Genomic DNA, 23,675 nt, shown 5'->3' with positions numbered 1-23,675 from the left:
CGTGGCGTTCCTCCCGATAGCGCTTGGCACTTTTGACAAGAACGCCACGATCCCTCCTGTCGTCGGGATGACAAAAATCGCACCCTTTACCCCAGCATGCCGATCAGGTTCTCAACCATAATGGGTGAACCAATGTAGAGCGGCACGCGCTGGTGAAGGCTGGTGGGCTTTACATCAAGTACGGCCTGATGCCCTGTTGAGGCCAGGCAGCCTGCTTTTTCGGCCAGGAAAGCCAGCGGAAAGGCTTCGTAAAGGAGGCGTAGTTTACCGTCGCGGTTCTTTTTGGTGGGCGGGTACATGTAGATGCCTCCTTTCAGCAAATTCCGGTGGAAATCGCCCACCAGCGAACCAATGTAGCGGGCGGTGAACTGTCTACTCCGGCAGTTGGTCAGGTAATCGCGTACGCCCTGCTCGTAGCTGTCGAGATTGCCATCGTTGCAGGAATAAATCTGACCATCGACGGGGCTGTGAATGTCCGGGTGCGATAGAATGAACTCGCCTAGTGAGGCATCATACGTAAAGCCATTTGCACTGTGGCCGGTGGTGTAGACCATGATCGTAGATGAGCCGTAGAGGATATACCCGGCTGCTACCTGCCGCCGACCGCCCTGCAGGAAATCGGCCATGGTTGGTTCACTGCCTATTGGGGTAACCCGACGGTAAATCGAGAAAATTGTTCCGATCGAGACGTTCACGTCAATATTCGATGAACCGTCGAGCGGGTCGATGGCCACCACGTATTTGCCGTTGTTATTGCCCGTGAAGATGATGTCTTCGTCTTCTTCCGAAATAATGGCGCAGGCTTCACCGCCGTTCTTAAGTGCCCGACAAAAACGGATGTTGGCGATCATATCCAGCTTTTGCTGACTTTCGCCCTGCACATTCTGAACACCCATGCCACCCGTCAAGTCGATTAGGCCGGCCCGGTTCACTTCCCGGTGAATGATCTTTCCCGCCAGCGCAATGTCGCGGAGCAGCTGGGAGAGGTCGCCGGTGGCATAGGGGAACGCCGTTTGGCGGTGCATGATGTACCGGTCGAGGGTAACTCCGACGGGTAGTGCCAGGGGGTGCGACGACGAGATTTCGAGTTGGCTAACGTTCATGAGTATAGCAGCTAAAATTGGTACAGAAAAGGAGTAGTGCTGGATAGAAATGGAAAGTAACGTACCTGGCTCGTGCGTTGACAGGCAGAGCAAAGGCTACTCAAAGCAGACTGGTTGATAGATGACTCGTTGGGCGTAAAATCTGACAATCAGCAGATTGGCTATGTAAGATTAAGTTGCCAATTTTAGATACAGCTGTTTTTAATCTTTTTTATTCACGCAATCGTTATCGGGAACGTTGCCAATTATTGAACGGGATTCGACATTTATGTCTCAACCATCCCTTTCGCGATTTGCCCCCTTAGCGGTAAGTATTGAGTTGGGTGAGTGGCAAAGACTTTTCCAATGAATTGATTAGCGATATCTGGCTTCGCGCTGTGTTGCTTCGCGCTACGTGCCCTGCGCCTGTCGGGGACGCCTAGTCGAAGGGCAAGTAGCGCGAAGCAACACAGCGCGAAGCCAGCTACCTCACTACCGCGTCTGCTTCAACAACCAGATAGCCAGATCCTTACCCGCGTTGAAATTCTCGAAGGTGGCCGGGATTTTTCGCCCGTCGACGTACTCGGTGTAGAGCCAGGGATCACCCACGGCAAACACGGTGCCTTTGCCGATTTTAGCCGTTGCTATGATGACGTCGCCCGCTTTACTGACTACGGCTTTGGCTGGCGCTTTTGCGTTGATGGGTGCTAATTCTTTGATGTAAGCAGACTTCGTATTTGGGAAAATGGCACTACCAGCCGGGATGTCAACGCGGCCTTGCTCAAACTGATCGCCCTTCACCATGTTGATGTTTTTCGGCAGAAACTGCATTCCAAACTGAGCCGCTAACTGATTCAAATGGACATGCTCACAGTTCGATGTGTCGTTGGCCATCAAGACCAGCACACCACCCGCTTTCACCCAATCGGCAATGGCTTTACTGTCGGCGGCGCTGATGTAGTTTGGTTTCGCCGTTTCCTTCGGCGTATCAGGGTCGACGATGATATAGATATCTACATGTTTGAGTGAAGCAGCCGTTGGTGCTCCTGATACTGATACCGTTTTTGCGCCCAGATCGCGGAAGGTGTTCCCCCACAGCCAGAAACCCGAATGCTGCCGGTCTTCCCAGGTGTAGTGATACGGCTCCTGCTGTCCATCAGCACCCTTGCGGAATTCGTGGTTGAAATAGGTGTCTACGGCTACCGTGCGCGGTTTCAGACTAGCTCGCTCGTTGGCGGCTTCCATTTCCAGGCTGGCCAGCACGAACGGGCCAACGCCTTTCAAATCGTCCTGCCGGAGCTTTTCGCTCAGGTAATAGTCGTAGCTGCCATCGCGGTAGGGGTTGCCGCCCAGCCCGCCAACCGATACCGTCTTCTCAAGGTGAACCAGACCCTTTGCATCGGTCGAAGTGAAGTTTTTGAGCATGCCATCGTAGCCTTTCCTGGCGGCGGCCATCATCGATGCGGGCAGGTAACCCATCCGCACGCCCTTTGCCAACGTGTACACAAACATGCTCGTGCCCGACGCTTCGAGGTAGTTCCCCTTGTCACCAAGTCGGTCGGTTACCTGGTACCAGCAGCCCGATACGGGGTCCTGAAATTTCAGAACGGCGGGCATGAAGCGTTGTAGGATCGCTAGCAATTCGCCCCGGCGTGGATGCGAGGCAGGAATGTAATCCAGTACGTCGGCCAGCGCCATACCGTACCAGCCCAGCGACCGGCTCCAGAAATTTGGTGAAGTACCGGTTTTGGGGTTGGCCCATTTTTGCTCACGGCTTTCGTCCCAGGCGTGGTAGAGTAGACCGGTTTTCTCGTCGCGGGCGTGTTTCTCCATCCACACAAACTGGTTGATGATATCGTCGAAACCTTTACCGGTTGGGTCGTAGAGCTGGGTGTATTCGGCGTAGAACGGTTCGGCCATATACAGCCCGTCGAGCCACATCTGGTTTGGGTACGTCTGCTTGTGCCAGAAACCACCCTCTTTCGTTCGGGGTTGGTTTGCCAGTTGTCTCCGAAGCAGGTCTGCCGCTTTGCGGTATTTCTCTTTTCTGGGTAGCGACAGCTGAGACAGCAGCAACAGCGAGCGGCCGGGTGCGATGAAGTCGATGTTGAACTTGCTGGCCTCGTAATTCTTGATCGAGCCGTCTTCGTTCACCATCTGGTCCATACTTTTCAGCATGTAGTTGTAATAGCGCGCATTGCCGGTGCGGGTCCAAACGGCTTCAACGGCGTGCATCATCAGGCCCATCTCGTAGTCCCAGTGTGCCATCCGACCACCTTTGGCTACCATCGAATCGGGGTACGTTGCCATGATGGTGGCGGTCATTCGCTGCGACCAGGGAAGGGTTTGCGCCTGCACCCAGCAAGGCAGCAGGGCTAAGGCAAGGAGTACGTTTTTCATGGAAGTAGGTAATCACGACAAAAGTGGCCGCAACAACTGTATCTACCTTCCTGAACCTACCTGCATCAACGTAGAATTCGTTTCTGCGGGAAACGCGCCCTGAAAACGACTAGCCAATGTTGGGTGTAGATTGGTTGCGTTTATCTCCCGGCTGGCTGGTTTACAGCTTTTTATACCGACGGCGCAACGTACCTACAATGGAACTGCCCATGTTGCTGCTCAGACTCGACAGTAGACTCTGTCGCGACGGGGGTGTTCCGGTTGCTGTCAGCAGCGTGTGCCCGTTTAGGGCGCGATCGTCACCCGAAAAGGTTTCCCATTGTATTTTCCAGTCAGCAGTTGACTGATCGGAATCCGTCCAGATGACCCGGCCTGTTTTGGTATCGATCGCCCGCAGGTCGACGTCCATCCTGGCCTCTACGAGGTGTGTATGCAACGTAAGCGTTCCCTTTACCTTCTCCATCACGTCAACAACCGTGGAGTCGTTGATCCGCTTCGTGCCAACTTTGTAAAGCTGGTTGCTCTCTACGGTGGTCGACGTGGTGGTGAAATGACTGTCGTAGGGTCGGTAATCACTCACAGCCACCTGCACGGCTTCATTGACCGGAAACCCATCATAAAGTCTGAAGGCCCCGTCGATGCCAACGTCAACCTGATTGGGGTCGAGGAGGTGTACGTAAGGGGATGGGTGGTTGTCGCCCTGTAAACTGGAAAAAATGTCACGTCCCAGTTCGGCCGTTTCAGATGGGTCGAGTTCAGGGGTTAACACGGGCGGCTCAATCAATACGCGGAGAACGGCGTAGGGAAACGATTCCAGCGATTTTTGAGCGGCCTGCCGGTAACCGGGCACCCACGCCAGTGCTTTCTGATACTGCTCGTAGGCATCGCGCGCCGCCTGCCGGTTGCTCTCCCGATACACGTAGGCTGATTCGGCCAGCGCGTACCGTTCTTCGGCCGCCAGCCCCCTCGACTCGTCCAGACGCTGGCTGTAATCGGCTGGGTACGTTGCCAGCCAGTCTGAACCGGGCGCCGCCTGCCGGGCGTCGGTTGTCATTTGCTGGAGAACGCTGTATTCGGTAAAAACGGCTTCCCAACGAAAGGGCTTGCCGGCCTGGGCGACCAAACTACGGATAGTTGATTGATGCTGTTCGTAGCCATCCACAAAAGCCCGCTGAATAACCTGTTTCGCCAGCGCATGCCCCCGTCGGCTAATGCCCGGCTTCTGGCTCAATCGTTGACTGGCTTTTTGTACCGCTTCGGCAAAATCGCCGCGACGGTAGGCCGTTTTACCACTGCTGCACGACAGAACTACGACGCCGACAGCAACGAATAGCGGGAGCAGGTACGGTTTCATGACATAACGGATTTGGGAATGGGCAGTGGTTGCGTGTCAATAATGGTTAGTTAATGACACGTAGCTATTAAAAGCGATCTTTGCACTTTGACGTAATTGGAGTACTAAGGTTTAAGCAGCATATCATTGGCACGACGTCGCTATAAAGTATCGAAGAAACCGGTGGGTACGTCGCCGGGTACGTTGACCTACGTAGGTCAGGAAATAAAGCACGCGACCAAGATCAAGCGGGTCGAGTATAACGAAGAAGACTACCACATTGATGAATCGGGCAAGCTGAGCGCCTGTAAGTTACCCCCGGGCGACACCCCGCATGTGCTCTGGCTCGATGTAGACGGCATTCATGAAGCGTCGGTGGTGGGGGCGCTGGGCACGCAGTTTCGGCTGCATCCGCTGCTGCTCGAAGACGTGATGAACACGGAGCAGAAACCCAAAATTGACTTGTATGACGACACGCGGGCGAGTTCGGCGGGCGTTTTTGTAACGCTGAAGATGCTGCACCACAATAGCCGCAGTCAGGAAATCGACGCCGAGCATGTCAGCCTGGTGTTGGGAGCCAATTACCTGATCTCGTTTCAGGAAGAACGGACTAAAGATATTTTTGCCCCGGTGCTCGAACGAATCAAACTATCGTCGGGCAAGACCCGCCGGAACGGAGCCGATTACCTGCTCTACGCTACCATGGACGTGGTGGTCGATCATTATTTTGTGGTCATGGAAGGCATGGCCGAAAAACTCGACGACATCGAAGACCGGATCATTCGTGATGTTGCCGGCCGTGATACGCTGGCCCGCCTGTATGCTCTGAAGCGGGAAATGACGCTGATGCGCCGCTATGTGCAGCCACTCCGTGACATACTGGGCGTATTGCTGCGCGAAGAGTCTCCGCTGGTACACCCAACTACGATGCCTTTCCTGCGCGACTTGCTCGACCATGTCAATCAGGTGGTAGAAACGCTGGATTCGTACCGCGAACTCATCCCCGGCCTGCTCGACGTGTACCTCTCAACGACCAGCAACCGGATGAACGCGGTGATGAAAACGCTGACCATTCTGTCGGCCATTTTTATGCCGTTGACGTTCATTGTCGGTATCTACGGCATGAATTTCGACCATATGCCTGAGTTACACTGGCACTACGGTTATTTCATGGTACTCGGTATTATGACGGTGGTGGCAACGGCAATGGTGATCTACTTTAAACGACGCGGCTGGATGTAAGGGAATAGGGAGGAAGGTAAGAACGGAGGAAGGGGGAAAGAAAGCGCTGGTTTACCTTTGTTGCATGGTAACGCTCCTTCCTTCCTTTCCTTCCTCCCCACCTTTTCTCCTTCCTTTCTGGCTTACAGACTCGCGGCAGGTGATGGTGCCTGCACAGTCTGTTTTCTTCGCCATCCGCGGCGATCATCACGACGGGCATAACTATATCGGTGAGCTTTACAGGCAGGGCGTTCGGCAATTTGTCATCGAGCAGCCTGTTCCTGAGCAGGTCAACCATCCTGACGCTGAGTTTATCAGCGTACCCAGTACCGTGGCGTTCATGCAGGCACAGGCGGCCGCGCACCGGGCCTCATTTTCGATTCCGGTGATTGGCATTACGGGTAGTAACGGCAAAACGATCGTTAAGGAATGGCTGGCGCAGTTGCTCGCCGGGCCGGTCAACGGGGTGGCGTCCGGGTCGGCCGGGTACGTTGTGGTGCGTAGCCCCAAGAGCTATAACTCCCAGATTGGCGTGCCGCTGTCGGTACGGCAACTGAACGATACCCACACGCTGGCGATTTTCGAGGCCGGTATTTCCCGGCCCCATGAGATGGCCGCCCTGGAAGCGATCATCAAACCAACGATCGGTATTTTTACCAATATCGGCACGGCTCATGATGAAGGATTCAAAACCCGAAAACAGAAAGTTGCCGAAAAACTACGTCTGTTTACGGGCGTTGACACGCTGATCTATTCGCTTGATCAGGAGGAGGTTGCCGATGAAACAGGCATGTTGATCAGGGCTGTAAACCCTGGCTGTCAATTAGTGGGCTGGTCGCGCGAGGGGCGTCAGGGAGCAACGTACCTGATAGCCGTTCAGGGCGACAGACTCACCGTTACTCAGTCTGACAAGGCAGGCAAGTGGACAGTCCGCACGCCGTTCACCGATCGGGCTTCGGTTGAAAATCTGACCCATTGTGTGCTCACACTGTTAACGCTGGGGATTACCGACGAGACCGAACTCAACCGCCGCGTTGCCCGTTTGCGGCCCGTTTCCATGCGGCTTGAACTGAAAGAAGGAATCAACAACTGCGTGCTGATCGATGATTCGTATAACAACGATGTGGCCGGATTACGGCTGGCCCTCGATTTCCAGAAGCAACAGAGCAACCGAGCCCACAAGACCGTGATTCTGTCGGATGTGCTGCAATCGGGGCAGAACGAGGCCGACCTCTACACATTCATCGGGCAGTTGCTGGCCGAACAGGGCGTCTCGAAAGTACTGGGTATCGGGCCGGTTATCAGCCGAAACAGTGCCTCGTTTGGTAAGAATAGCCTGTTTTTCCCTGACACAGATACGTTTCTTGGTACGTACCCCACGCAACAGCTCCGCGACAGTGTTGTGCTGATCAAAGGAGCACGGGCCTTTGGTTTTGAACGAATCGTTGACCGGCTCCAGCAAAAAGTACACGGAACGGTGCTGCACATCGACCTCGATGCCCTGACGCACAACCTGAACCAGTATCGCGAACGGGTGGGTAGCCAGACAAAAATAATGGTGATGGTGAAAGCCTTCGCCTACGGAAGTGGTAGTGCCGAAGTGGCCCGTCTGCTTCAGTTTCACCGGGTCGACTGGCTGGCCGTTGCCTATGCCGATGAGGGCGTTTTTCTGCGTCAGCAGGGTATCACGCTGCCCATTATGGTGATGAACCCCTCGCCCGAAACCTTCCAGATTCTGCTGGAAAATAAACTGGAGCCAGAGCTATACAGCCAGCGTATGCTCAACGAGTGGGGTGGTTTCCTCGAAGGTCAACAAGCGCTGCACGCCGCGCCGCCAACTCCCTGCCACCTGAAAATTGATACGGGCATGCATCGGCTCGGTTTTCTGGAAGCTGAAATACCGGCCGTCGTAACGTACCTGACGGCGCATCCGGCGGTTCAGATCGCCACGGTCTTCAGCCACCTGGCAGGGGCTGACGAAGCAAAGTTCAACGCGTTCTCGCAAGAACAGTTTGAGGCGTTCAGCCGGGCAACGGCGGCGTTGGCGGCGGGTATTGACTATATGCCTGTTCGCCACTTACTCAACTCGGCGGGAATTGTCCGGTTTCCGGAGTTCAAACTCGACATGGTTCGGCTCGGCATAGGGCTCTACGGCGTTGAAAGCAGCCAGACAGAACCGTCGCTGTTGCACCCGGTAGGTACGTTGACCACTACCATCAGCCAGATAAAAACCGTACCGGCCGGCGATACGGTCGGCTACAGTCGGCGTGGTGTGCTTGATCACGATTCGCGGATTGCCACACTGGCGCTGGGCTATGCCGATGGCTACGACCGACGTCTCGGAAACGGAGTCGGATCGGTATGGGTAAACGGTGTGCTGTGCCCTACTGTGGGCAGTGTCTGCATGGATATGACCATGATCGACGTGACGAATGCCCCCGCCAGCGAGGGCGATTCGGTCGAGGTTTTTGGCCCCAACGTACCTGTCACTGACCTCTCGCAATGGATGGGTACGATCCCTTACGAGGTCCTGACCGGCATCAGTGAACGCGTTAAACGGGTATTCTTTGCCGCCGGCTAACAACCGGTGTACAGGATTCGCTGTACATTGGTCTGTAAACGGCTCAATACAATGAACGGACAACTCATTCCAACTCTCTACACCTGGGCGGGCGAAAACGACCGGCTGGAACAACTCACGGCCCACTTCTACGCGAAAGTGGCGCAAGACGAGATACTGGCTCCGGTATTTCTGCACATGTCGGCCGAACACGCCCAGCACGTGGCCCACTTCATCGGTGAAGTGTTTGGCGGGCCGAAGCGTTACACCGAGACTGATGGCGGCAGTCATGCCAGCATGGTTGAGCACCACATTGGCAAGCACCTCACCGAAAAACAACGCCGCCGCTGGTTAGCTCTCCTCCTCGACAGTGCCGATGAGGTTGGTTTACCTGACGATCCGGAGTTCCGCTCAGCGCTGGTTGGTTATCTGGAATGGGGCAGTCGCCTGGCTATACTCAACTCACAGATCGACGAAAACCCGATCACCGAAAGTGAGCCCATGCCAAAGTGGGGCTGGGGCGAAACCGGCGGGCCGTATAATCAGTGAATAGTTATCAACGTACCAAGCTACTAATTCAATGTTGTGTTTAGGTAGCTGGGTACGTTGATAACTAACTAGGAGAACTTCACCGCCCAGCTAATAAGCTTCCGAACGCGGTCGGTGTAGGGCGGAAACAGGAACTTCATGGTGCCGAACTGGCGGCGCAGAATACTTCGCCGGTGTGAGAGTTCCTGAAAGCCGAAGTAGCCGTGGTAACTGCCAATGCCGCTGTTATTTATTCCACCGAAAGGCATCTCCGGGTTGGTAAAGTGGATCATGGCGTCGTTGATCACCGTATCGCCGGCCGAGGTTCGGTTGATCAGGTAGTCGATATTTGCCTGTTTTTTGCTGTGGATATACAGGGCCAGCGGCTTCTCGCGGCTGTTGATGTGCGCCAGTGCTTCGTCCAGATTCTTCACGCTGACGACAGGCAATACCGGGCCAAAAATCTCTTCCTGCATGATTTGCATGTCGTTGGTGACCCCGTCGATCAGCGTGGGTTCGATGAAATTATCGGCTTCGTTGGTTCGTCCGCCCATCAATACGGTAGCCCCTCTCCGGGCGGCATCATCGATCAGCCCTTTGACGCGTTGAAAATGGCGCCGATTGACGATCCGGGCATAGCTGTCGGAAGCGGCACGGGCGGCGGCATCAGGGCCGTACATGTGTTCTACCACGGTTCTGATTTCGTTCAGCAGCGGCGTTTTTACCGTTTCGTGCACCAACAGGTAATCAGGCGCAATGCAGGTTTGGCCGTTGTTGAAATATTTAGCCCAGGCCAGAATCTCCGCCGTTTTTCTAATGTCGGCCGTTTCGTCAACCACGAAAGGCGATTTGCCCCCCAGTTCGAGCGTAACCGAGGCCAGGTGTTTGGCGGCAGCGGTCATCACCACCTTGCCCAGGGCCGGGCTGCCGGTAAAAAAAATATGGTTGAAGGGTAGTTCCATCATGGCTTGCGCCGTTTCAGCTGCTCCTTCGAAAAGCACCACTTCTTCGGGAGGAAACACCTCATCCACCATTCGTTTAAGCAGGGCGGCCGTATTCGGCGTCAGCTCCGACGGTTTCAGCATGCACACATTTCCCGCCGCCAGCGCCGCAATCAGCGGACCCACCATCAGATCGAACGGGTAATTCCAGGGCGAAATGATCAGCACGACGCCTTTCGGTTCATAATGGAGATAACCGCTGGTACCCACCAGCGAAAGGGGCGTTGGCACACGTTGGGGCTTCATCCACTGCTTCAGGTGCCGGATCGTATAACGCAAATCACCCATCAGCCCAACCAGTTCACCCAGATCAACCTCCGCCGATGGTTTCCTGAAGTCGGCGTGCATGGCCGCGTGAATAGCAGATGTGTTGGCCTCAATCCACGACTTGATCCGTTTCAGCCGCTCAATTCGTTCAGGAGCGGTTGTTAAAGCCATTGTGGCGGCGTGTTGGCGCAATTGGTTGAAGGCCGTTTGAATCGGTGCTTTCAGGTCAGTTTCGGGCGATTGGACGATCATAGCAGGGTAGGAATTTTTGATGAAACTACATAAAAAATGGATAGTTTCTGTCAGCCACGTGCCGCCATCACGGCTTGTTTAAGCACCCTGTACGCCGCTCGTACGGATGAAGTCGTGGTTAAAAACGGGTTGGTGCAGGAAGGTGTAACCCTATAAATCGTCTACCTTTAGGGCTCTCTGCTTGCACACTTCATCAGATCTTAACGGCTTACTGCACTATTCATCGAAAAATATGCCTTTTCCGATGAATATTTGGTGGGCCGATCGTTTTGCCGAATTTTCAACAAATTTGCGACGCTAATGCATAGGCAGAACCGTGCTTATCTGTTTGTTACGAATCTGTCAATAGCTACCCGATTTATCATCTTTTGATTCTGTGAAAGACTATATCCGCCCAATCAACCGACTGCTGGTTGCAAACCGGGGTGAAATTGCCATCCGCATCATGCGGGCTGCCACTGAGCTAGGCATCACCACCGTAGCCGTTTACACCTACGAAGACCGTTATTCGCTTCACCGCTATAAAGCTGACGAAGCCTACCAGATCGGGCGCGATGATGAGCCGCTGAAACCCTATCTCGACGTAGAAGGCATTATTCTGTTGGCAAAGAGTAAAAAAATCGACGCGATTCACCCTGGGTATGGCTTCCTGTCAGAGAACGTAAATTTGGCCCGTCGCTGCCGCGAAGAGGGCATTATTTTCATCGGGCCAACGCCCGAAGCAATGGAAGCGCTGGGCGATAAAGTCCGGGCCAAAAACCTAGCCACCATTGCTGAAGTACCCCTGATTCCCGACTCGCGGGAAGAAAATATGTCGGCCGAACGGGCCAGCGAAGAAGCCGCCCGGATTGGCTTTCCAGTGATGGTGAAAGCCGCCGCTGGTGGTGGTGGTCGCGGGATGCGAGTTGTGCGCGAAGCTGATCAGTTCGAGAAAGCGTTTACCGAAGCCAAGAACGAAGCGAAAAATGCGTTTGGCGACGACACGATTTTCCTGGAGAAATTCATCGAGAATCCGAAGCACATTGAAGTGCAACTGCTGGGCGATACGCACGGAAACCTGATTCACCTGTACGAACGCGACTGTTCGGTACAACGCCGTTTCCAGAAGGTCGTAGAAGTGGCTCCCTCGTTTGGTCTGAAGCAGGAAACGCGCGAGCAACTCTATGCCTATGCCCTGAAAATTGGTAAAGCGGCGGGCTATAGTAACGCCGGCACCGTTGAGTTTCTGGTCGATAAAGAAGAGAATATCTACTTCATCGAAGTAAACCCCCGAATTCAGGTCGAGCACACGATCACGGAAGAAGTAACGGGCATCGACATCGTACGGTCGCAGATTCTGATCGCGATGGGCTATCTGCTGTCTGACAATGGCATATACATCAACCACCAGGATGAAGTACCGCTGAACGGCTACGCCATTCAGTGCCGGATCACGACGGAAGACCCCGCCAACGGCTTCAAGCCCGATTTTGGTACGATCATCGCCTATCGGAATGCCGCCGGTTTCGGTATCCGTCTCGACGAGGGCAGCAGCTATCCCGGCGTAAAAATCTCGCCGTATTTCGATTCCATGATCGTAAAGGTGTCGGCGCGGGGGCGTACGCTGAAAGGCGCTACCCAACGCCTGCAACGCGCACTGGTCGAGTTCCGGATCCGGGGCGTGAAAACCAACATCTCGTTCCTGATGAACGTGATCGATCACCCGGTTTTCCAGCGGGGTGATGCGCGGGTATCGTTCATCGAAAGCCACCCTGAACTGTTCAAACTCCGGCAGCCACAAGACCGCTCCACGAAAGTGCTGCGGTACCTCGGCGAGGTGATCGTGAACGGGAATCCCGAAGTAAAAAAGCGCGACGACAGCAAGGTGTTCCGCACGCCCGTTGTTCCGATCTACGACCAATACGGAACGTACCCGGCCGGCAACCGCGACCGCCTGAACGAACTGGGCCGCGAAGGGTTCGCCAACTGGGTACGTGATCAGAAGCAGATTCTCTACACCGATACCACCTTCCGCGACGGCCACCAGTCGTTGCTGGCCACGCGGGTACGTACCCAGGATTTACAGAAAGTAGCCGAGGGCTTCGCCAAAAACCACCCCGAACTGTTCTCGATGGAAGTGTGGGGCGGTGCCACCTTCGACGTGTCGATGCGGTTCCTCTACGAAAGTCCGTGGAAGCGGCTGGCCGCCCTGCGCGAGGCTATGCCCAACATGCTGTTGCAGATGCTGTTCCGGGGTTCCAACGCCGTTGGTTATTCGGCTTATCCGGATAACCTGATCGAAAAATTCGTCGAGAAGTCGGCCGAAACAGGCATCGACGTCTTCCGTATTTTCGACTCGCTGAACTGGGTCGAGGCCATGAAAGTGAGCATCCGTGCCGTTCGCGAGCGCACCAACGCCATTGCCGAAGCCGCCATTTGCTACAGCGGTATCGACGAGAAATACACGCTTCAGTATTACGTCGACATGGCGAAGCAACTCGAAGACGAAGGCTCGCACCTGCTGTGTATCAAAGACATGGCCGGCTTGCTGAAACCCCTCGACGCGCAGTTGCTGGTTGGTGAATTAAAAAAATCGCTGAGCATTCCCGTTCACCTGCACACACACGACACGGCGGGTATTCAGGCGGCAACGTACCTGAAGGCCATTGATGCGGGCGTCGATATTGTCGACTGCGCTTTGGGTGCGTTGTCGGGTCTGACGTCGCAGCCGAATTTCAACTCCGTAGTGGCGATGATGCAGGGCCACGAGCGCGAATGCCCGGTTGATCTGCCGTCGCTGAACGCCTACTCCAACTATTGGGAAGACGTTCGGGAGTATTATTATCCGTTCGAGAGCGGCATGAAAGCCGGTAGCGCCGAGGTATACGAGAACGAGATTCCCGGCGGCCAATATTCGAACCTGAAACCACAGGCCATTGCCACGGGGCTGGGCGACAAGTTCGAGACGCTGAAAAAGAACTATTCGGTGGCCAATCAGCTGTTCGGCAACATCATCAAGGTGACGCCTTCCTCAAAGGTGGTGGGCGATATGGCGATCTTCATGACGGCCAATAACCTGACCGCCGACGATGTGCTGCAACGCGGCGAATCGCTGTCGTTCCCCGAGTCAGTGAAGGAGTTGATGAAGGGAATCTTGGGTCAGCCTTATGGTGGTTTCCCGGAAGATATTCAGAAGGTGGTCTTGAAAGGCGAGGAGCCCATTACCGGGCGCCCCAATGAGCACCTGGCCCCGATCGATTTCGACGCTGATTTTACCAAATTCCAGGAGGCGTTCCCGCGCAACGATGGCTTCCTCGATTACCTCTCGTACCAGATGTATCCGAAGGTGTATGAGGAATATTATAAGGCCATTGACCAGTACGGCGACGTCAGCATCATTCCAACGCCCGCGTTCTTCTATGGCCTGAAGCCCAACGAAGAAATCCTGGTGCCGATTGCCGAAGGCAAGAATATTCTGGTTCGGCTGCTGTTCATGTCGGAGGCTGATGCGTCGGGTATGCGCACGATCACATTCGAGCTGAACGGACAGGGCCGTCAGGTTCAGGTACGTGACAAGGCCCAGAAAGTGGTGAAAGCGCAGAACCAGAAAGTAAGCAAACCCACCGACATCGGCTCGCCGCTGCAAGGTCGCCTGACGCGTATTTTGGTGAAGCCCGGCGACGAGGTAAAGAAAAACCAGCCGCTGTTCGTGATCGAAGCCATGAAGATGGAAAGCATCGTGGCCGCCCAGCAGCCCGGCACCGTCAAGCAGGTGCTGCTTAAAGAAAACACCACCATCGAGCAAGATGACTGGGTCATCGAGATGGCGTAGCGAATATCAATCCGCGTTCACAAACTAAAACGCCTCGTGTCCACATGAAATATGTTGGATATGAGGCGTTTTAGTTTGTGAACGCGGATTGTTCCGAATCGATAATGCTTAGCTGACGTTTTGTAGCTTTACGAGCTTCTTTGGAGATAGCATAAGCAACTATTTCTTTCTTCTTGCCAAACGCCACCGCAGCCTTCTCTCCTGATCTCACGACTTGAATCACTGCTGAAAAATTGGCTTTCAAGTCGCTGATTGTTAGTGCTTTCATTATGGCCTGAATGCAGTTGTGCCCAAATATAGCAACAAGCGGGTTCAACCCACTACCTTACTTTACGCATGGCTACGCCGCCATCGAAGATCTGTTTCCATTGCCACGAAACCTTGCCGTTGGTGCGTTGCAGCACGAAAAATGGATCGTTGATCTTGACCCGGTCTTTGGCGTAGAAAGCACCATCTGTGGCCGATCGGTAGTAGACCTTCAGGGTCGTAGGCGTTCCGGTGGCCACGCATTCCAGCGTGTAGAAGGTTTGAATGCCCTCGGCGTGCACCTCGCAGAGGTTCATGCCTCTGTACTTATCGTTGACCTTAATGGTGTAGGTGACGCCGTCCTTCGTTTCGCCCGACCACGTACCCAGCCAACTGTCTGTTTGCTGAAAACCCGACAGGACGGCGGCTCCGAACCACATACCCGCTATGAACAATACCGTACGCATATAATTTAGCTGTAAAGTGATGAATGGGCGCTGACTACGAGTGCAGGAATCCGTACCACATCAGGCCAACCAGTATCGATTCGGCAATCCAGACATGCAATGTATTGTTCCGGGCCGCGCGGCGGACGACATAGTGCAGGCCCAGCGCCCCGGCCGCGAGCGGAATACCAAAGAGAAATTGAAGGATGTTGTTATCCCGCTTCATATCAACGAATCCGTAGAGGATCATTATCACACCCATCATGGCCATAAGCACGAGTGGGGTAATCAGGCTGGCTATTTTTGATAAATCCATCTGCGTGTCGGGTTAGCATTACCTTATTCTAACATGACTAGACGGGCATGTGTTTTAGGCCAGGGTTCCTGTGGGCGTCTGTTTTGCCTTCTTAGCTGATCGACTTCAACCGCTGACCTGTAGAAAAAGCCATTGGCTGTTTACGTTTCAGGGCCTTTAGCGCGAGGCCATTCAGCAACAGGCTTATACGCGACTCGGTCACGCTCCCCACTAAATCACCCGCGTCCGGCCTGCCTTATGTAGTGGCTTGGCCTGTGCTTCGATTTGTCCTATTTTTGCACACGAAGTCTGTTCATTCCCGGTGAACAATTGATACTCAACTTACAGTTTACCAGCGTTTTGCCAAAGCACCTCCTCCCGTTTCTCTGTCTACTGCTCATCGGAATGTTGTCATCTGGCACCGTGGAGGGCAAGCCTAAACCGCGCAGCAAAGCTGTTGTCCATACCCGACGAGTGGTTGTGCGCACAACTACGAAGCAGCCGGGAAAACGGCAGAAATCAGGTGTGACCAAGCGGGTTGTTATCAAAAAAGTAGTGATAACGAAGAAAGCCGCGAAGCCCGTTTCACCCGCCGTTTTGAGGAAGCTGCCGCTTGGGGGTACCATTTTTTATCTGGCCTCGGGGCATGGTGGTCCCGATCCCGGCGCGATTGGAAAGTTTGGCAAATCGCTTTTACCCGAAGATGAATACGCCTACGATGTGACCATCAGGCTCGCCGATTTACTGAAAAAGCAGGGAGCAACGGTGTTTATGCTGGTACAGGATCCTAACGATGGAATCCGGGATGATGCCGTACTGAAGCTCGACCACGACGAGGTAGCTTACCCGCATCAGGTGATTCCGCTCAATCAGACAGCCCGGCTTGATCAGACCACCACGGCAGTCAATAAGCTGTATGCCAGCCATAAAGCGGCTTATCAGCGGTTTATCACCATCCATGTCGATAGCCGGAGCCAGGGCCAAACGATCGACGTTTTCTTTTACCACCATAGCAACAGCCCGGTTGGGAAGCGGCTGGCCAGCCATATTCACCAGCGGTTTCAGGCGAACTACAAACGGCATCAGCCCGCCCGCCCCTACTCCGGCAAGGTATCGACCCGCAACACGTTGTACGTTGTCAAAAACAGCCACCCGCCCACTGTTTTCATTGAACTGGGCAATATTCAGAACCGGCTCGATCAGCGGCGGTTTCTACTGGCCTCAAATCGTTTGGCGCTGGCCAGCTGGATGATGCAGGGTATCATCGACGATTACAGGTCGCGCGGTAAGTTGCCGTAGGCCCGCCGCGGCGTACCGTCCTAAATCTTTCCAGAATTGGCCGCTACTTTCGTTTATAAATCAGGAGATAACGTTATGAAAGTACTGGTTGTAGAAGATGAACGGGGGCTGGCCGAGAGCATTACCGACTACATGACGAAAGAGGAATACATTTGCGAAACAGCGGCTACCTTTCGTGAGGCGGATGAAAAAATCCACCTTTACCAATATGACTGTATCATCGTTGACCTCACCCTGCCCGACGGTAGTGGCCTGCACCTGATTCAGACCCTGAAACAGCTCGTAGCCACTACCGGGATCATCATTATTTCGGCCCGCAACAGCCTGGAAGACAAGCTGAAAGGCCTTGAAATTGGCTCAGATGATTACCTGACGAAACCCTTCCACCTGTCGGAACTGAATGCGCGGGTGAAATCGCTGTTGCGTCGGCGTCAGTTTGGCGGACACAATGAACTGCGGTTTCACGAGATCACCGTTGTGCCACATGCCCGGCGCGTGTATGTGAATGAACAACTCACCACGCTGTCGCGGAAAGAGTATGACCTCTTGCTATACTTCCTGTCGAATACGGATGTTGTACTAACGAAAGCGTCGATTGCCGAACACCTCTGGGGCGACAACATCGACTCGGCCGACTCGTTCGATATGGTTTACTCGCACATAAAAAACCTTCGCCGTAAACTGCTCGACAAAGGAGCTGCCGACTATGTGCAATCGGTCTACGGGATCGGCTATAAATTTGGCTCGTTGTGAAGCTGCTCAACAAAGCCAATTACATTTACCTGCTCTTTTCGCTGGTTATCTACCTGCTGTCGGCGCTGGCGTTCTACCAGGTGACACGCTTCCTGATCTACGACGAAGTGGAAAGCCGGTTGCGGGTCGAGAAACGCGATTTCGAAGCCTACGTACGTACCCACCATGATTGGTCGAGCAGTCCGTATTTCGTTGAGAACAAGATCGTTGTGACGCCCGTCAGCCAGCGTACCCAGCCGCCGCCCGAAGCATTCTCTGATACGCTGATCCTTAATCGTTACGACAACGAACTGATTCCATTTCGGCAGTTGACGTTCTACGAGCCGGTCGACGGCGTCATGCACCGCGTTGCCATTCGCAAATCGCTGATTCAGACCTACCGGCTCCTTGAAGCCATTACGGCCACGATGGTTCTCTTTCTGGGCATGCTCCTGCTGGGTACGTTCTGGTTTCAAAGTCGCCTGTCGGGCCGTCTCTGGCAACCGTTTTACGACACCCTGGCAACCATAAAACGATTCGACCTCAGCAGTACGCTGCCCCTGCAACTTCCCCAGCCTGCGATCACTGAGTTCAGCGAATTGAACGACGTACTGCGTAAAATGGCCGATAAAATGCAGCACGACTATCACAGCCTGAAGGAGTTCACCGAGAATGCATCGCACGAGATGCAAACGCCCCTGGCACTCATCAACGCCAAGGTAGAGCAACTGATTCAGACTGAGCAATTGACCGCCACGCAAACCCACTGGATCGATAGTATCTACGAAGCATCGCGGCGGATCGCCCGCTTAAATCAGGGACTTCTTCTGCTGGCAAAGATTGAGAATCACCAGTTTATCGATGTTCATCCGGTTAATTTATCTGCCGAATTGCGGCAACGGTTGCTGGATATGGACGAGGTGCTGCTTCATAAGCAAATCCGGGTAAGTGAGGAGCCGGGTGCTGATTTTCAGGTGCTGTTACCTCCATTTCTGGCCGAAAGCCTGCTTAGCAATCTGGTCAGTAACGCCATTCGACACAACCATCCCGGCGGGTTCATCCAGGTACGTTCATCCGCCAGTCAGTTGCAGCTCTGTAATTCCGGGCCTTCACTCCATACAGCCCCTGAAAGCCTGTTTCAGCGTTTCCGGAAAGAAGGTAACAGCCACGAATCGGTAGGGCTGGGCCTGGCCATCGTCAGGCAGATTTGTGACACCTACCACTTGATGGTCACCTATCAGTATGCAGAGGGCTTGCACACACTCACGTTGGCGGGGCGCGAATAAATCATCCTTGCTGATAGCACAGAAGCCGACACATCGATGCTACCGGCAAGCATGATCAGTTGCCTGAACGGCCTTGAGCAGCCTGTCATTTTTGTCAACCATTCCATCCCGCTGAACCCGAAACAGGCGCTACGCATTACTTTTGTATGATGTCGCTTTGTGGCATTCCTTTTCAGCTCAATCAATGCGTAAATTCACCATACAACTACGGTCCGCCATTGCGGTTTTCTGTTCATCGTTCGTTCTCCTTGCCTGCACCACCTCCGACGATTACCTCGACCAGGGGCGGGCGTTACTACGCGAAGGTAAATCGCGGGAGGCGCTCACCGCCCTGAATCAGGCTGTAGAAGCCGATGCCGACAATGCCGATGCCTTCAATACCCGAGGCGTGGCTTATTTCGAGTTGAAAGAATATAGCAACGCTCTGCTCGACTACGATCAGGCCTTGAAACTCAAACCCGACTTTTACCGGCCGTATTATAACCGCGCTCTTCTTAAAACAGCCCAGGGAGACGTGCCGGCGGCGTTGAAAGACTATTCCGAAGCCATTCGACTAGCACCCGACACCGCCCGAACGGCCACCTCCGAAACGTACCTGAACCGGGGGCAGTTGTTTGCCCTACAAGGCCAAACCCAGCCTGCACTGACTGATTTTGACCAGTCGATCAAACTGAATCCGAAAAATGCGCTGGCGCTTTACAACCGGGGCAACCTCCGGTTCAACGAGAAAGACCTGCCCGGCGCCATCGCCGATTTTCAGGCTTGCGTGGCCACAGACCCAACTTTCGGTAAAGCGTTTTACGGGCTGGGGCTGGCACAGGTGCTGGCGAATCAGCGCGACGCCGCCTGCCTCAGTCTCAGGCAGGCGCAGAAGCTGAACTATGCGGATGCGGCCAGTGCTATTGCTGCGTACTGTAACTAGTGACAATCTACTGCCATGCGTAAAACGATCTCAGTGATTTTCGCCGTGCTATTCGTGCTCTTCGCGGCCCTTCAGTACAACGACCCAGATCCGCAGCTCTGGATTCCTGTCTATGGCTTTGCGGCCATGGCCTGCCTGATGGCGTTTGCCCGCATTGGTCAAGTCTGGTTTTTTGCCTTGATGGCCTTGCTCTATGGCGTGGCGGCTATTTACCAGTGGCCGCCCGCCTTCGAAGGCTTCCTGCTCGATGAAATGGGCATGAAGACCGTCAACATTGAGCTCGCCCGCGAATCGGGCGGCTTAGTCATCTGCGCCCTTGCTATGGGCCTGATGGGTTGGCTGGTGTGGCGGGAGAAGAGAGCGTTTACCTGATTTGTGTGGGTGTTGCTGCCGGGTGTTGTATTGCTGATGTATGGCGCTGCAGTGGTAGACTGGGGGCAGCCTGGGCGGAGTTGACCCGGTGGCTGCCCCGGGCCTGGAGTACGAAGCAAATCACGTCCGATGGCCCTGGCAACGTACCTACGCTGCCAGGGCCATCGGTACGGCTTCCGTTTTTCCTTCCGGCAGTTGCTCGGCAACCGGCTCTACCGTCACGATAATGAACTTAGACGTTGGCGTATTGCTGATGTACGCAACGCTGGCTACCGGTACCAGTGGGTTCACTTCCGGGTAGTAAGCCGCTGTGTTCCCTTTCGGGATATTGTAGGTAACGGCTATGAACCGTTCCAGTTTCCGTTCCTGACCCTCAAAATGGCTGGTAATGTTCACCAGCTGGCGCTCCCGAATACCACGTTCGTTCATGTCATCAGCGTTCATAAAAATCACACGCCGTTCCCCATACACCCCCCGATACCGGTCATTATAATCATAGATCGTCGTGTTGAACTGGTCGTGGCTCCGAATCGACATCATAACCAGCTGATCGGGTGCAACATCGTGTTTCATCATGTCGGTCACCGTAAAATTGGCCTTGCCGTTTTCGGTGGTAAAATTCCGTTCGCGTGGCCCGTTGGGCAGGTAGAATCCGCCGGGTTTCCTGATCTTTTCGTTGAACCTGTCGAAACCCGGAATAACGCGGGAAATGGCATCCCGTATGTTGTCATAATTTTCGGTGTAGCCGACCCAGTCTACCTTCGATTTCTCGCCCAGGGTAGTGATCGCAATACCCGAAATAATAGCCACTTCGCTCAGCATCTCACCTTCCAGCGGCTGTAACACGCCTTTATTCTGGCTAACTACGCCCATCGAATTCTCGCAGGATGTAAACTGCTGACCTGATTTCTGCCTGTCTATGTCGACGTGCGTCAGGCAGGGAAGAATCAATGATGTGTTGCCGGTCACCAAATGGCCACGGTTCAGTTTCGTGCTGACAAATACCGTCAGGCTTTGTTTGCGAATGGCCTCGGCCACAAATTCAGTATCGGGCGACGCCGACAGGAAGTTGCCGCCCAGGCTCATGAAGACTTTACTTTTCCCTTCGTGCATGCACTTGATCGATTCAACCGTGTCATGCCCGTGTTCACGCGGCGGCTCGAATCCGTATTCGTTCTGAAGCGCATCCAGAAACTCCTTGTGTGGGCGTTCCCAGATTCCCATCGTTCGGTCGCCCTGTACGTTGGAGTGGCCTCGCACCGGGCACGTACCTGCGCCGGGCTTGCCCACTGCCCCCTTCATCAGGTGCAGGTTCACGATCTCCTGAATGCTCATTACCCCATTTTTCTGCTGCGTCAGGCCCATGGCCCAACAGGTAACGAGCTTCTGTTTGGGCGCAATGATGTTGGCTGCTTCGAGCAACTGCGCCCGCGTCAGGCCGCTCATCTCCTCGATCTCTTCCCAACCGGTGTTTTTGATTGAGGTCAGAAACGCGTCGTAGCTGGCGGTGTATTCCTTGATGAACGCGTGGTCGATAACCACGCCCGGATTCAGTTCTTCGGCCCGGATCAGGTGCTTCATGATACCGCGAAGCACCGCCATGTCGCCGTTGATCTTTACCTGCAAGTGAAGATCGGCAATTGCCGTACCCTGGCCCAGCAACGTACCTACCGCTCTGATCGGATTCATGAAATCCTGCGGATTCTTGAAATGGCTCAAGCCCGCTTCGTGCAGCGGGTTTACGGCAATGATCTTCGCTCCGTTACGCTTGGCAATCTGGAGGGCTGTCAGCATCCGGGGGTGATTGGTGCCGGGGTTCTGCCCCATGATCAGGATTACTTCTGCCTCATGTACATCGTTTAGGGTGACTGACCCTTTACCCAGCCCCAACGTGGGACTCAGCGCCGAGCCGCTGCTTTCGTGGCACATGTTCGAACAGTCGGGCAAGTTATTGGTGCCAAACTGACGAACGAATAACTGGTACAGAAACGCGGGCTCATTCGGTACTTTCCCCGATGTGTAGAAGATGGCTTCATCGGGCGAATCCAGGGCGTTCAGTTCGTTGGCTACCACCTGAAACGCGTCGGGCCAGCTGATCTGCGTGTAGTGCGTTGCACCGGGACGGAGCACCATCGGGTGTGTCAGCCGACCAGCATTATTTAAATCCCGATCGGTCATGTGCGACAGGTCAACCAGACTGTGCTGGGCAAAGAACGCGGGATCTGCGCGGCGAATGTCGGCATCAGAAGCCGTTGCTTTGGCCCCGTTTTCGCAAAACTCCGCCACCGACCGATGATCGTCGGGGTCGGGCCAGGCGCAGGATGAGCAGTCGAACCCGTCTTTCTGGTTAAGTTTCAGTAAGGCATGCGTACCCCGGCCAACACCCGCTTCGCTCCAGGAAAATTCCATCGATTTCAGCACGGCCGTAACACCAGCCGCTACTGTGGCCGGTTTGCCCAATTTCAGGCCGGTGAAGGCGTTGGGCGGTTGGGCCAGCACGGGATTTCTGTCTTTCGCGCCAATGGTATCGGGGGCGGTTAACACGCGTTTATCCGCCGAACCATCATTTGACAAATCGGTCAGGTCGGCTTTACGCTGTATTCGTTCGTGATCTGCTGCCATTTCTGTTCCCTGATTGGGGTGTTCACCGCTCATCGGTTGATTTTCAGCGACTTGGTCAGCGGGATCGCTGGGCCTGCTTTCGCTTTTTGGGGATTTATCCATACTCGAAACAACTAACGTTGAGGGCACCAGGTAACTGGCTGGCGCTATGTAACAAGATAACAAAAAAACGGCCCAATGGGGGCAAAAACGCCTACACTTACTCATAACCAGGCGATGTAGGGTAATCTATTGGGTCTTCCGCCAGCAATTCATTACTTGTTAATCCTTCCCTCTATCAGACGTTCTGTTGGCTAAACGAGATAGGTTAAGCTGCCGCACAGTGATGAACACACGCCTGTCTCATAGTCAATCGCTGCGTTCAGTGTCGCCCCCTGGCGGAGATGCGGCGGCGGGATACCTTTCTTCGGAAGATCTAGTTGGTACAAACCGGCCAGCACAAGGCTATATATTTTCAGGCATGCGCCACTTAACGCGTGCCAGTTAACTATATCGCTTCATATCTGGGCATATCGCCCGAAAACGTTCAACTGATCGAGGGGACGAAGGGATAGATAATATCCTGTTTTTGTATACTATCCATAAAGTCAGTAAACGACCGATTAGCTAATAGTCATTTTTGGCACGATAATTAACTGGGCGCGGCTAGTAAAACATCCGGGCTCTTATAGCTCCATACCTGGCGAAAAGGAGCGAAATCAGTAAAAAATACCGTTGCCTAATCAAAAAATAAGTTGGCTTGACTTTTGTTAGGATCACCCATCAGATGAGGATAGCCAATAGTTCCCAGTGATTTAGCAGGTTAACCAATTCCTTCATTGTCAGTTTTTTAGCCTTCAGCATCCTGGTTGTTTATGGTATTTTCGAGCACTTTTCGGTAACCAGACACCCGGCTTCGTACACTAGACAGGTTACCAGAGACAGAAAGAACAGGCTACTCTGGCAGCGCACCTTATGCATTAACGACCACCGATTACCTCGGTTCTCGCCTGGTCGACGT

General features: G+C 54.1%; 17 protein-coding genes. 9 read left to right on the top strand and 8 right to left on the bottom strand.

From position 1 onward, the window contains the following. Positions 1–86: 86 nt before the first annotated feature. The 3 genes from fbp to J2I46_RS04775 form a co-directional block, all read right to left on the bottom strand. Positions 87–1,103, bottom strand: a complete 1,017-nt coding sequence (gene fbp, locus J2I46_RS04785) for a class 1 fructose-bisphosphatase (protein ID WP_207327780.1) — start codon at positions 1,101–1,103, stop codon at positions 87–89. A 471-nt stretch (positions 1,104–1,574) separates the two neighbouring features. Then, entirely contained in the window at positions 1,575–3,482 is a 1,908-nt protein-coding gene (locus tag J2I46_RS04780) for a glycoside hydrolase family 88/105 protein (RefSeq protein ID WP_207327779.1), read from the bottom strand. A gap of 160 nt (positions 3,483–3,642) precedes the next feature. Continuing rightward, complete coding sequence (locus J2I46_RS04775) at positions 3,643–4,836, bottom strand: hypothetical protein (RefSeq protein ID WP_207327778.1); 1,194 nt, start codon at positions 4,834–4,836, stop codon at positions 3,643–3,645. A gap of 126 nt (positions 4,837–4,962) precedes the next feature. Between J2I46_RS04775 and corA the strand changes: the two genes are divergently transcribed. From corA to J2I46_RS04760, 3 genes are all read left to right on the top strand, one after another. Then, complete coding sequence (gene corA / locus J2I46_RS04770) at positions 4,963–6,057, top strand: magnesium/cobalt transporter CorA (protein WP_207327777.1); 1,095 nt, start codon at positions 4,963–4,965, stop codon at positions 6,055–6,057. 64 nt (positions 6,058–6,121) lie between these two features. Beyond that, entirely contained in the window at positions 6,122–8,617 is a 2,496-nt protein-coding gene (locus J2I46_RS04765) for a bifunctional UDP-N-acetylmuramoyl-tripeptide:D-alanyl-D-alanine ligase/alanine racemase (RefSeq protein ID WP_207327776.1), read from the top strand. Positions 8,618–8,668: 51 nt separating this feature from the next. Continuing rightward, positions 8,669–9,145 (top strand): group II truncated hemoglobin, encoded by a 477-nt coding sequence (locus J2I46_RS04760; protein WP_207327775.1) that lies wholly within the window; start codon positions 8,669–8,671, stop codon positions 9,143–9,145. 68 nt (positions 9,146–9,213) lie between these two features. Here J2I46_RS04760 and J2I46_RS04755 read toward each other — a convergent pair whose 3' ends face one another. Next, positions 9,214–10,644 (bottom strand): aldehyde dehydrogenase family protein, encoded by a 1,431-nt coding sequence (locus J2I46_RS04755; RefSeq protein ID WP_207327774.1) that lies wholly within the window; start codon positions 10,642–10,644, stop codon positions 9,214–9,216. A gap of 376 nt (positions 10,645–11,020) precedes the next feature. Between J2I46_RS04755 and J2I46_RS04750 the strand changes: the two genes are divergently transcribed. Continuing rightward, the gene (locus J2I46_RS04750; RefSeq protein ID WP_207327773.1) at positions 11,021–14,455 is read left to right on the top strand and encodes a pyruvate carboxylase; all 3,435 of its coding nucleotides are present in this window, start codon (positions 11,021–11,023) and stop codon (positions 14,453–14,455) included. 70 nt (positions 14,456–14,525) lie between these two features. Here J2I46_RS04750 and J2I46_RS04745 read toward each other — a convergent pair whose 3' ends face one another. The 3 genes from J2I46_RS04745 to J2I46_RS04735 are packed head-to-tail and all read right to left on the bottom strand — an operon-like array spanning position 14,526 to position 15,463. Next, on the bottom strand, positions 14,526–14,723 hold the full coding sequence (locus J2I46_RS04745) for a prevent-host-death protein (protein ID WP_207327772.1): 198 nt from the start codon (positions 14,721–14,723) through the stop codon (positions 14,526–14,528). Between the two features lie 52 nt (positions 14,724–14,775). After that, positions 14,776–15,168, bottom strand: a complete 393-nt coding sequence (locus J2I46_RS04740) for a DUF5991 domain-containing protein (protein WP_207327771.1) — start codon at positions 15,166–15,168, stop codon at positions 14,776–14,778. A gap of 34 nt (positions 15,169–15,202) precedes the next feature. After that, entirely contained in the window at positions 15,203–15,463 is a 261-nt protein-coding gene (locus J2I46_RS04735) for a hypothetical protein (RefSeq protein ID WP_207327770.1), read from the bottom strand. Positions 15,464–15,847: 384 nt separating this feature from the next. Here J2I46_RS04735 and J2I46_RS04730 point away from each other — a divergent pair, with 384 nt between their 5' ends. The 5 genes from J2I46_RS04730 (at position 15,848) to J2I46_RS04710 (ending at position 20,053) form a co-directional block, all read left to right on the top strand. Next, positions 15,848–16,741, top strand: a complete 894-nt coding sequence (locus J2I46_RS04730) for an N-acetylmuramoyl-L-alanine amidase family protein (protein ID WP_229379498.1) — start codon at positions 15,848–15,850, stop codon at positions 16,739–16,741. A 75-nt stretch (positions 16,742–16,816) separates the two neighbouring features. Then, a complete protein-coding gene (locus J2I46_RS04725; RefSeq protein ID WP_207327769.1) occupies positions 16,817–17,494 on the top strand; it encodes a response regulator transcription factor in 678 nt (225 codons plus the stop codon). Further along, the gene (locus tag J2I46_RS04720; protein WP_207327768.1) at positions 17,491–18,759 is read left to right on the top strand and encodes a sensor histidine kinase; all 1,269 of its coding nucleotides are present in this window, start codon (positions 17,491–17,493) and stop codon (positions 18,757–18,759) included. Before J2I46_RS04725 ends, J2I46_RS04720 begins: the two co-directional genes overlap by 4 nt. A 184-nt stretch (positions 18,760–18,943) precedes the next feature. Beyond that, the gene (locus tag J2I46_RS04715) at positions 18,944–19,681 is read left to right on the top strand and encodes a tetratricopeptide repeat protein (RefSeq protein WP_207327767.1); all 738 of its coding nucleotides are present in this window, start codon (positions 18,944–18,946) and stop codon (positions 19,679–19,681) included. Positions 19,682–19,696: 15 nt separating this feature from the next. Continuing rightward, positions 19,697–20,053, top strand: coding sequence for a transmembrane 220 family protein (locus tag J2I46_RS04710; protein ID WP_207327766.1), 357 nt, complete (start codon positions 19,697–19,699; stop codon positions 20,051–20,053). Between the two features lie 147 nt (positions 20,054–20,200). On the opposite strand, the gene J2I46_RS04705 is transcribed toward J2I46_RS04710, so the two are convergent. Continuing rightward, a complete protein-coding gene (locus tag J2I46_RS04705) occupies positions 20,201–22,777 on the bottom strand; it encodes an FdhF/YdeP family oxidoreductase (RefSeq protein WP_207327765.1) in 2,577 nt (858 codons plus the stop codon). Positions 22,778–23,675 lie beyond the last annotated feature (898 nt).

The organism is Fibrella forsythiae (assembly GCF_017353175.1).
GTDB classification, from domain to species: Bacteria; Bacteroidota; Bacteroidia; order Cytophagales; family Spirosomataceae; genus Fibrella; species Fibrella forsythiae.
The sequence above is the reverse complement of the archived record's forward strand: the minus strand, read 5'-3'. Positions and strand labels throughout refer to the sequence as shown.

Bases quoted from the DNA above. Each gene is read 5' to 3' on its own strand.
- J2I46_RS04775 (WP_207327778.1), bottom strand. From the start codon at position 4,836: ATGAAACCGTACCTGCTCCCGCTATTCGTTGCTGTCGGCGTCGTAGTT.
- J2I46_RS04760 (WP_207327775.1), top strand. From the start codon at position 8,669: ATGAACGGACAACTCATTCCAACTCTCTACACCTGGGCGGGCGAAAAC.
- J2I46_RS04755 (WP_207327774.1), bottom strand. From the start codon at position 10,644: ATGATCGTCCAATCGCCCGAAACTGACCTGAAAGCACCGATTCAAACG.
- J2I46_RS04725 (WP_207327769.1), top strand. From the start codon at position 16,817: ATGAAAGTACTGGTTGTAGAAGATGAACGGGGGCTGGCCGAGAGCATT.
- J2I46_RS04730 (WP_229379498.1), top strand. From the start codon at position 15,848: ATGTTGTCATCTGGCACCGTGGAGGGCAAGCCTAAACCGCGCAGCAAA.
- J2I46_RS04735 (WP_207327770.1), bottom strand. From the start codon at position 15,463: ATGGATTTATCAAAAATAGCCAGCCTGATTACCCCACTCGTGCTTATG.
- J2I46_RS04710 (WP_207327766.1), top strand. From the start codon at position 19,697: ATGCGTAAAACGATCTCAGTGATTTTCGCCGTGCTATTCGTGCTCTTC.
- J2I46_RS04715 (WP_207327767.1), top strand. From the start codon at position 18,944: ATGCGTAAATTCACCATACAACTACGGTCCGCCATTGCGGTTTTCTGT.
- J2I46_RS04745 (WP_207327772.1), bottom strand. From the start codon at position 14,723: ATGAAAGCACTAACAATCAGCGACTTGAAAGCCAATTTTTCAGCAGTG.
- J2I46_RS04765 (WP_207327776.1), top strand. From the start codon at position 6,122: ATGGTAACGCTCCTTCCTTCCTTTCCTTCCTCCCCACCTTTTCTCCTT.
- fbp (WP_207327780.1), bottom strand. From the start codon at position 1,103: ATGAACGTTAGCCAACTCGAAATCTCGTCGTCGCACCCCCTGGCACTA.
- J2I46_RS04780 (WP_207327779.1), bottom strand. From the start codon at position 3,482: ATGAAAAACGTACTCCTTGCCTTAGCCCTGCTGCCTTGCTGGGTGCAG.
- J2I46_RS04705 (WP_207327765.1), bottom strand. From the start codon at position 22,777: ATGGATAAATCCCCAAAAAGCGAAAGCAGGCCCAGCGATCCCGCTGAC.
- J2I46_RS04740 (WP_207327771.1), bottom strand. From the start codon at position 15,168: ATGCGTACGGTATTGTTCATAGCGGGTATGTGGTTCGGAGCCGCCGTC.